Raw genomic sequence first — 7,974 nt, 5'->3', positions numbered from 1 at the left:
GGGATCGTCTCTTAGTATAGTCTCAAGATACGACGGAAATGCTGGGGACAAAAGACTTTTTGCACAATCTGACGTTCGCAGCAACGCAGGCCGCCGTCTTAATCGATCTCAATATACATCCACCTACGGCAAGGTGGGCGGGCCATAAGCGAACATTTAAAAAAACCTGGCGCTCTTCGCGACTGGAGTTTTTTAAATTGAGAGCGTTGGACCGACCGCCGGGCCAGCTCTTTTCTTCCACTTTTTGCGTAAAAGCGAAGCCACGCAAAAAGTTGAAGAAAAGAGCGGAACTAGAACCATAATCCTCAATCCTTTGGGGCGGCTTGTCGCTTGCTGCTGTGTTGGGCGAAGCTTTATTTAAAACTTGATGGCTCCTGGTTTTAATGGAATCTTGCAATAATTTAGTGCCTTCGTTTATCAATGTGTGACCCTACTAGAAAACTGAGAAAGATTGTTCAGCAATGGACTTCTATTTCCTGCTCAATACGTAAAGCCTAAATTTGTTCCTCTTCTAAAGGACTACCACCTCGAATTATCTTTAATCAGTATCATCTTAAAAAGCCAGTTGTCTGACCACGGAACTTAAAAAACCGGATCAAACCTATATTCCAATTCTAATATGCTTTTTTATACTTTGTATTTCAGAATTTAAACTCAGATAGAAAATAAATAATTAAATAGGCTGTCAACTCCAAAGCAAACTTACATTTAATCTATCCAGTTCTCTATTTTAATTCCAGCAATGCGTTCAAAATGTTTGGTATTTCTCGTGACCATCACCATGTCGTGAAATTTGGCTGTGCATCCAATTAATAAGTCAAAGTTTGGAATTAGGTTTCCATCATTCTTTAGTCTTTTTCTCTCTTGTCCATAAATATCGGCTATAGGGCGAATGGGAAGTACATCAAATAATTCTTCAAGTTTAGATACTTCAGTTATACGTTGTTCAAACCTGGTACTATTATGAGCACCGTAGGTCAACTCCAAAAGCGTAATTTCGGATACGTAACAGTTATCTACGCCAACGCTCCCTATTTTTTCGTGTAGATCAAATTTCCCCTTGAAATAGAAAATACAGATATCTGTGTCGATTAGGTATTTCATAATTAATCGAACGAAATGTCACGATCAGGAATAGATCTACCTTCGTATATATCATCGATCAAGTTACTCTCATCGACGTCACTCCACGATCCGTAAAGCTCATTTAGAAGTTCCGATTTATTTGCCTTCTTGGACATCAAGGATGATTTTATGCTATCCGTTAGAGCAGACAAAAGGGCAAGCTTTGAATCAAGGTCGAGTCGATCGATTACCGAAATATAATTACGCACTACAATACTATCCATGATCACAAATTTTATAAGTAAGAGAACGTCAGAAAGTCGAGTTAAGTTACGCAATTACGATGAGACTTCATAAATCTTTGATAGTGAGAAAGTTATAGGTTAATGTTATCCCTTTCTATTTGTTTCGCCCAACGTTCGCAGCAACGCAGGCCGCCTTTTCAATCGACCTCAATATACATCAACTCACGGCAAGGCGGGCGGGCCATAAGCGAACATTCACAAAAACCGCGGCCGACGCAGGAGGACGGGGAATTTTGAGAATTGAGAGCGTTGGACCGACCGCCGGACCAGCTCTTTTCTTCACCTTTTTGCGTAAAAGCGAAGCCACGCAAAAAAGTGAAGAAAAGAGCGGCGTTAAAACTATAATTCTCAACCCTTCTGGGCGGCTTGTCGTTTGCTGCCGTGTTAGGTGCATTTTATTTTTGTCTCCAAGTCTCCTGTCAACAAATAATCTCCCAGTAATTTAGCGAACTTGTGCAAAGGGTCTTGCGGTAGCTAAGACCTGGGTCGCCGATAGGCAGCCGCAAATTTGAGAACTGGAGGCCTGATCTCAATTATTGACCTTGCCCAAAACCTTGAAGGTATAGCTTCACCGCGGTAGCCGAAACCTGGGTCGCCGACAGGCAGCCGCAAATTTGATAACCCGAGGTCTGATCTTCATTAGATCACTCTTCCAAAACTTCGACTCTACAACCCCACAGCAATAGCCGAAACCTGGGTCGCCGACAGGCAGCCGCAAATTTAATAACTAGAGATCTGACCTTGATTAGATTACTTCTCCATAACTTCGACTCTACAACCTCACCGCGGTAGCCGCAACCTGGGTCGCCAACAGGCAGCCGCTTATTTGAGAATTCTAGACCTGATTTAAACTCAATTAGGTCACTAAAACTTCTAATGCATTCGATAAGTCGCCTAAATTCTAAATCCGATTAAGCCACAATACAATCTGATTATTTGACTCATATTTCTTATCTGGATTATGATTGGTATTTGGAGTTTAGATTTCCCTTAACTCAGATTCATTACAAATCATCGAATAACTTTACTCACCATTATCCATTAATTTATCCTTCTTGAATCTGAACATAATCATCGCATAACTACTTCAGCCTCTATTTATTCAATTGACCAATTTATTTTTGCACCTAACGTTCGCAGCAACGCAGGCCGCCTTCTCAATCAATCTCAATATACATCAACCTGCGGCAAGGTGGGCGGGCCATAAGGGAACATTCACAAAAACCGCGACCGACGCAGGAGGGCGGGGAATTTTGTGAATTGAGAGCGTTGGACCGACCACCGGACCAGCTCTTTCTTTCAGCTTTTTGCGTAAAAGCGCCAGCACGCAAAAAGCTGAAAGAAAGAGCGGAACTAAAACCATAATCCTCAAACCTTTATGGTGGCTTGTCGCTTGCTGCCGTGTTCTGCGCTTTTATTTGAATTGCTAGTGGTTGTGGAAATAATTGCTGATCGTAAATAAATTTCAGTCATCTAGTAAAGATTCATTCACTAGCCCATAGAACGGCCTAGTTGTAATTAACTTATCAGTACTATGATCAATAATCGCGAACATAATTTGAGACTTAGTACCTTCTTGATGAAGTAAAGTAAAAGTAATGCCTATTTCGTTTTGGTAAAGTACAATATCATGAAGTCCAACACCGCAAGAATAGACAAAAGGTCTGGAATCAAACATTTTCCATTTGCTTTGGCCAATCGGTTTATACATCATGTGGATTGGAACATTATAACCAACCCCAATTCTGACAGTGGAGTCGGATATATTCCTTACAATTATGGGAACTCCGACTCTAACTTGAGATTCGGATCTGTCCTTTAAATCCAAGGTGCGAATGTCTAACAAACTACTAGTATCAATCTCTAATCTTATATTACTATGGTTTAATGTATTGTATGATACTTCTTCATTATAAGCGTTGACGGCGTGTGACCCTAAGTTCGCAATTCTGTTACCAGAATTAAGTACGCTAACTGTATCACTTACCTTGCCTACGTAAATAACTTCATAATCAGCACGCTCGTAGTTACTAATATACTTAGAGATGTAATCACCCGGTAGAGTTTGATATTTTAATGGGCATGCATATATTTTTCCACCTTCTTGTGAAAAACAACTTGTAGAAAATAAGAAGCATAAGAGATAAAAAGAAAATTTAAGGGTTGGCATAATTCGTTATTAAATATTAATTTGACATGAAATCTTAAGAATTTTAGCAGCTACTTAACAAACGTATTTATACTTTAATAGAGAAATATTTTGAATTATAGAACACACATTTATCTCTTAGTCAATCCAACAATCATACTAACATCTGAGATCACCATCAAAGTTTAAAACGCATACAATTTCATGATTTTGAGAATGGTCATTTATACTAAACTTTACCCTAATTTTATTGATTATATTTTGTTGTGCAGAACGTTCGCAGCAACGCAGGCCGCCTTCTCAATCGATCTCAATATACATCATCCTACGGCAAGGTGGGCGGGCCATAAGCGAACATTCGCAAAAACCGCGGCCGACGCAGGAGGACGGGGAATTTTGTGAATTGAGAGCGTTGGACCGACCACCGGACCAGCTCTTTTCTTCAACTTTTTGCGTAAGAGCGAAGCCACGCAAAAAGCTGAAGAAAAGAGCGGAACTAGAACCATAATCCTCAACCCTTTAAGGCGGCTTGTCGCTTGCTGCCGTGTTCTGCGCATTTCATTTCCATCATTGATCTGATAAATTTCCTAAGGTAATTTATAGGTATAATATTTATCTAAGAGCCCTTTGGTGAGATCTAATTTTGAAGTGATAGCTTTCTTACTATATCCTGCTGAAGCTAGAGAGAGAATGGTCGCTCTAAGTTCATCCTCTATGCTTGATTTATGCTTTACTCCATATTCGTATTGAGCCATTGAATATATATCTGTTGAATCTTCCCAAAGATATTGATCTTCACCAAACCCATTTTCCTTTATTATCTCTTTAACTAGATTGGAAGCTTTATCGTATCTAGTACTATATATTAAAAAGCGTACATCAGATGCGACTTGTTCTGCAATTTTATTTCTTTCTTTTTCGGTAATTTTATGTTTGCTATTCATCTCATGAGCAATTATATACTCATCATAATCAAAGTTAAATTCCTCGACTTCCAAACTTAAATTTAAGTCTTCAAGGAAGCACTCGTAAACGATCCCATTTGAAATGCATCCAGCTATAAAATTAGTTATTTGACCAACTTTAGCAATAAGATTGTTGCGGCGTCTCTCCAAACTATCTTCAAGTTTTCCCCCTGAATGTTCCTGACCAGCTATATCGTTTACTGACAGTATATTACTCGCATAACAGATTGAGTCTATATTCAACCTAGCAACTAGCTGTATAAACCTATCAAGATTACTATCGATCAATACTGATACTGTTGAGGTATGGTCCTTAGTAACGCCAGCAAAAAACGGAACATCTTTCTCTGTTGCTAAAGTCTCTAATCTTCCAAGTTCACCCGACAAATTATATTTTAATTTCATCTACTATATGAATTTAAGACCTGACTTACAGTTAAATTATAGCACTTAAAAAACTTTAAACGCGAACCAAAATTACCGGAACTGATAAAATGTTGTTCCGTGATTTTGTTGCGCAGAACGTTCGCAGCAACGCAGGCCGCCTTCTCAATCGATCTCAATATACATCAACCCTCGGCAAGGTGGGCGGGCCATAAGCGAACATTCACAAAAACCGCGACCGACGAAGGAGGGCGGGGAGTTTTGTGAATTGAGAGCGTTGGACCGACCACCGGACCAGCTCTTTCTTTCAGCTTTTTGCGTAAAAGCGCCAGCACGCAAAAAGCTGAAAGAAAGAGCGGAACTAGAACCATAATCCTCAAACCTTTATGGCGGCTTGTCGCTTGCTGCTGTGTTCTATGCATTTAATTTGCTTTAGGGCTTTCCAAGTTTCTGGGACGAAGTAAGGGACGCAGCGCTTATTAGTGATTGCCATCGGTTTTGGAACTCGACGGGTACATTTGAGTCTAATAGGATTATAATTTAAAGGCAGCAATTGCTTACTATAAGTTATAATTTAAGAACACTTTACCCCTCCCCCATCTGGTCAAGTGCGAAAGCGTAAATCTTATCTGAAAGTCTAAAACCCGCCTTTCTCAGTAGGTCCAATTTCTCTTTACCAGATTCGATCAACGACTCATGCTTAGCTCTGATTATAATTCCGGTAACTCCAGTAATTTTTAAGTTCAGTTCTCTAGCCTTTCGCCTGCCCTTTCGTTCGTCGATTATTAGTAAGCAATCGTTTTGATCGAGAGCAAGTGCAATTGAACTTGCCTCGCCATCATCCAGACTCGGTATGAGTGACCGGTAAACAACATCGTTATAGGCATCATTAATCTTGATCCACTTGGGAAGAAGTAGAGATACTTCACCATGCACAATGGTCGTAATTTGTATCTCGCCATAGAGTTTTTCAAGCAGACCCAGAGAGTCAATATTGTCCAGACCGATTATCGTGCTGGCATCTGAAATGATCACGCACTCAGGCATTGGTAATGTCTTCTAGTAGTTCGTCTTCAGTAGTTTGGAAGGCTGAAACTCCATACTGCCCCAAAAGCTCGATGAAGGATCTCCGCGTAATACCCACGATCTTGCTTCCTTGGCCAGTTGTAATCAAGCCTTCATCAAATAGCTTACTCGCAAAGATCATTTTCAATTCAAATTCGGTAGCCGCTAAATCAGAAGGTAACTCGACATGAAAGCCCATAATTGGTAGATTTTCGGATTGAACACCTCGCAAGATACGCAAGTTGCCTTACTTCAATTCCCTACTGAACCTCCTATAGGACTTACTTGATCTTAGCTTCGTAGCCCCGATCTTCCTCAGTTTTCAAATTTTAGAGGGAAAGTAGATTTGGCCTCAACTTCAAAACCTTGATCAACTATTAAAATCTACTTCACTGCTGCTAACTTTTACTTTTTGCATAGAACGTTCGCAGCAACGCAGGCCGCCTACTCAATGGAAACCAAGATACATCAATCTGCGGCAAGGTGGGCGGGCCATAAGCGAACATTCGTAAAAATGCCACCGCTGGCGTAGACGCGGTGGTTTTTTTATGAATTGAGAGCGTTGGACCGACCACCGGACCAGCTCTTTTCTTCAACTTTTTGCGTAAAAGCGAAGCCACGCAAAAAGTTGAAGAAAAGAGCGGAACTATAACCATAATCCTCAACCCTTTATGGCGGCTTGTCGTTTGCTGCTGTGTTGTGTGCATTTAATTTGCCTGGATCCTCTGAATGACTCTGGGACAAAGCAATATCTTTAGCGAATTTAATCGTTCATAGTAAATAAGAGCTCACCAGAAGGGTAATTAGAATCCGTGACTTATCTAGTATTCATTGCCATTCTTGTCAATCAGACTCCTATAAATTTGAAGAGGACTACGACTTTTAAGATTAAAATCTTTTACTGAGAAATTACTCGGATTTTCTGAATCGTTACTACGGAAAAGCTAGTAGAAAGCTTCTCCTCATAATTTTTGAAAAGCGTATATAGTTGACTTATTTTATTTTCTAAACTCTCACCACTCATCCTCAGAAGTATGATGCCATGATTTGGGATCTGTAATCTATAAGTAAGTTCACCAAAATCCTTATCTTCAGTAAGTAATATCGCTTCTAGATTATTGGCAGCCTCGAGTACTTCTTCATCCATTATACCCGGTGTGGTCTCGATAATAGCTTCAATCTCGTAATCATCTTCACGAAGTTTACGAACCAATCTAAAGTCTACACTCTCATCAGCTAGAATAATTTTCATAGTCTATGCGGCACGTAATATAGACTCCTCATTCCGGATGAGTGAAGTAACATAGGACAAACAGGCTAGTAACTGTTCTAGCCTTACGTGAGGATAGGCAGACAGTAAGTCCTCGAATGATTCCCCTGACGCCAGCTTCTCCGTGATGAGGTCGACCGGGACTCTTGTGCCAGTAATGACTGGCTTTCCATACATCACTTTCGGACTTACAGATATGTGATCTCTCCAGTTCATGCTTCAATGGTTATTTACAAGTACAAATATAAGAACCATCGTGTTAAGTTAAAAGTTGATGTCAGCTACTGTAGAAGATATGTGGAGAGACTCATCAAACCAAAATTGCTTAGATTTTCTAACCCTTAAAGCAGCAAAACTCATCCTTACGATGAACTTTTATCGCCTCCTGTATTGTCTTGACCTCCTTAACTGGATCATATGGATACCACTTACAATCTCCCCTCATCCAGGAAATTTTCTAAATACTACGTGATTTGACATAAGTCATCTTGATATTAGGCACAGCATTATAGTCAGATAAAGATTCGAAATCTCTAGGTCGAATCTCATCGATATAAATTGATTGTTTATCAATTCTGTAAGCTAAATCAAATTTAGATCGGATTTCTATCGGAGGACGAATACTCGCAATATACTTCTCTAAATAAATTTTGATGTCATCCATGTCTTTATTTTTTGTTGCACACAACGTGAGACCGTGCAAGAAGTCAGTAGCAAAGCTCAAGCCTCACCAACAAGCGCACCCGCCGCCACACAACCCCTCCTGAGCGC

General features: G+C 40.1%; 7 protein-coding genes and 1 pseudogene. All 8 read right to left on the bottom strand.

Going from position 1 to position 7,974, the window contains the following annotated elements:
- Positions 1 to 708: 708 nt before the first annotated feature.
- A complete protein-coding gene (locus GGR27_RS19680; protein WP_209038011.1) occupies positions 709 to 1,104 on the bottom strand; it encodes a type II toxin-antitoxin system VapC family toxin in 396 nt (131 codons plus the stop codon).
- 1,731 nt (positions 1,105 to 2,835) lie between these two features.
- On the bottom strand, positions 2,836 to 3,540 hold the full coding sequence (locus GGR27_RS19675) for a hypothetical protein (RefSeq protein ID WP_168040618.1): 705 nt from the start codon (positions 3,538 to 3,540) through the stop codon (positions 2,836 to 2,838).
- A 566-nt stretch (positions 3,541 to 4,106) separates the two neighbouring features.
- Positions 4,107 to 4,889, bottom strand: coding sequence for a hypothetical protein (locus GGR27_RS19670; RefSeq protein WP_168040616.1), 783 nt, complete (start codon positions 4,887 to 4,889; stop codon positions 4,107 to 4,109).
- A gap of 564 nt (positions 4,890 to 5,453) precedes the next feature.
- Complete coding sequence (locus tag GGR27_RS19665) at positions 5,454 to 5,903, bottom strand: DUF3368 domain-containing protein (protein ID WP_168040614.1); 450 nt, start codon at positions 5,901 to 5,903, stop codon at positions 5,454 to 5,456.
- A 4-nt stretch (positions 5,904 to 5,907) separates the two neighbouring features.
- Positions 5,908 to 6,132, bottom strand: coding sequence for a UPF0175 family protein (locus tag GGR27_RS19660; RefSeq protein ID WP_168040612.1), 225 nt, complete (start codon positions 6,130 to 6,132; stop codon positions 5,908 to 5,910).
- A gap of 699 nt (positions 6,133 to 6,831) precedes the next feature.
- Positions 6,832 to 7,185 carry a DUF5615 family PIN-like protein gene (locus tag GGR27_RS19655; protein WP_168040610.1) on the bottom strand — a complete coding sequence of 118 codons (354 nt, stop codon included), beginning with the start codon at positions 7,183 to 7,185 and terminating at the stop codon, positions 6,832 to 6,834.
- Positions 7,186 to 7,188: 3 nt separating this feature from the next.
- The gene (locus GGR27_RS20680) at positions 7,189 to 7,419 is read right to left on the bottom strand and encodes a DUF433 domain-containing protein (RefSeq protein WP_168040608.1); all 231 of its coding nucleotides are present in this window, start codon (positions 7,417 to 7,419) and stop codon (positions 7,189 to 7,191) included.
- Positions 7,420 to 7,537: 118 nt separating this feature from the next.
- A pseudogene (locus GGR27_RS20695) lies at positions 7,538 to 7,867 on the bottom strand (DUF3024 domain-containing protein).
- Positions 7,868 to 7,974: the final 107 nt, after the last annotated feature.

The sequence above is a fragment of the Neolewinella antarctica genome (genome assembly GCF_011927835.1).
In the GTDB taxonomy this organism is placed as follows: domain Bacteria; phylum Bacteroidota; class Bacteroidia; order Chitinophagales; family Saprospiraceae; genus Neolewinella; species Neolewinella antarctica.
The sequence above is the reverse complement of the archived record's forward strand: the minus strand, read 5'-3'. Positions and strand labels throughout refer to the sequence as shown.

What these genes read in the sequence shown, in the direction of transcription:
- GGR27_RS19680 (WP_209038011.1), bottom strand. Translation starts at nt 1,104, where the DNA reads ATGAAATACCTAATCGACACAGATATCTGTATTTTCTATTTCAAGGGG.
- GGR27_RS19675 (WP_168040618.1), bottom strand. Translation starts at nt 3,540, where the DNA reads ATGCCAACCCTTAAATTTTCTTTTTATCTCTTATGCTTCTTATTTTCT.
- GGR27_RS19670 (WP_168040616.1), bottom strand. Translation starts at nt 4,889, where the DNA reads ATGAAATTAAAATATAATTTGTCGGGTGAACTTGGAAGATTAGAGACT.
- GGR27_RS19660 (WP_168040612.1), bottom strand. Translation starts at nt 6,132, where the DNA reads ATGGGCTTTCATGTCGAGTTACCTTCTGATTTAGCGGCTACCGAATTT.
- GGR27_RS19655 (WP_168040610.1), bottom strand. Translation starts at nt 7,185, where the DNA reads ATGAAAATTATTCTAGCTGATGAGAGTGTAGACTTTAGATTGGTTCGT.
- GGR27_RS20680 (WP_168040608.1), bottom strand. Translation starts at nt 7,419, where the DNA reads ATGAACTGGAGAGATCACATATCTGTAAGTCCGAAAGTGATGTATGGA.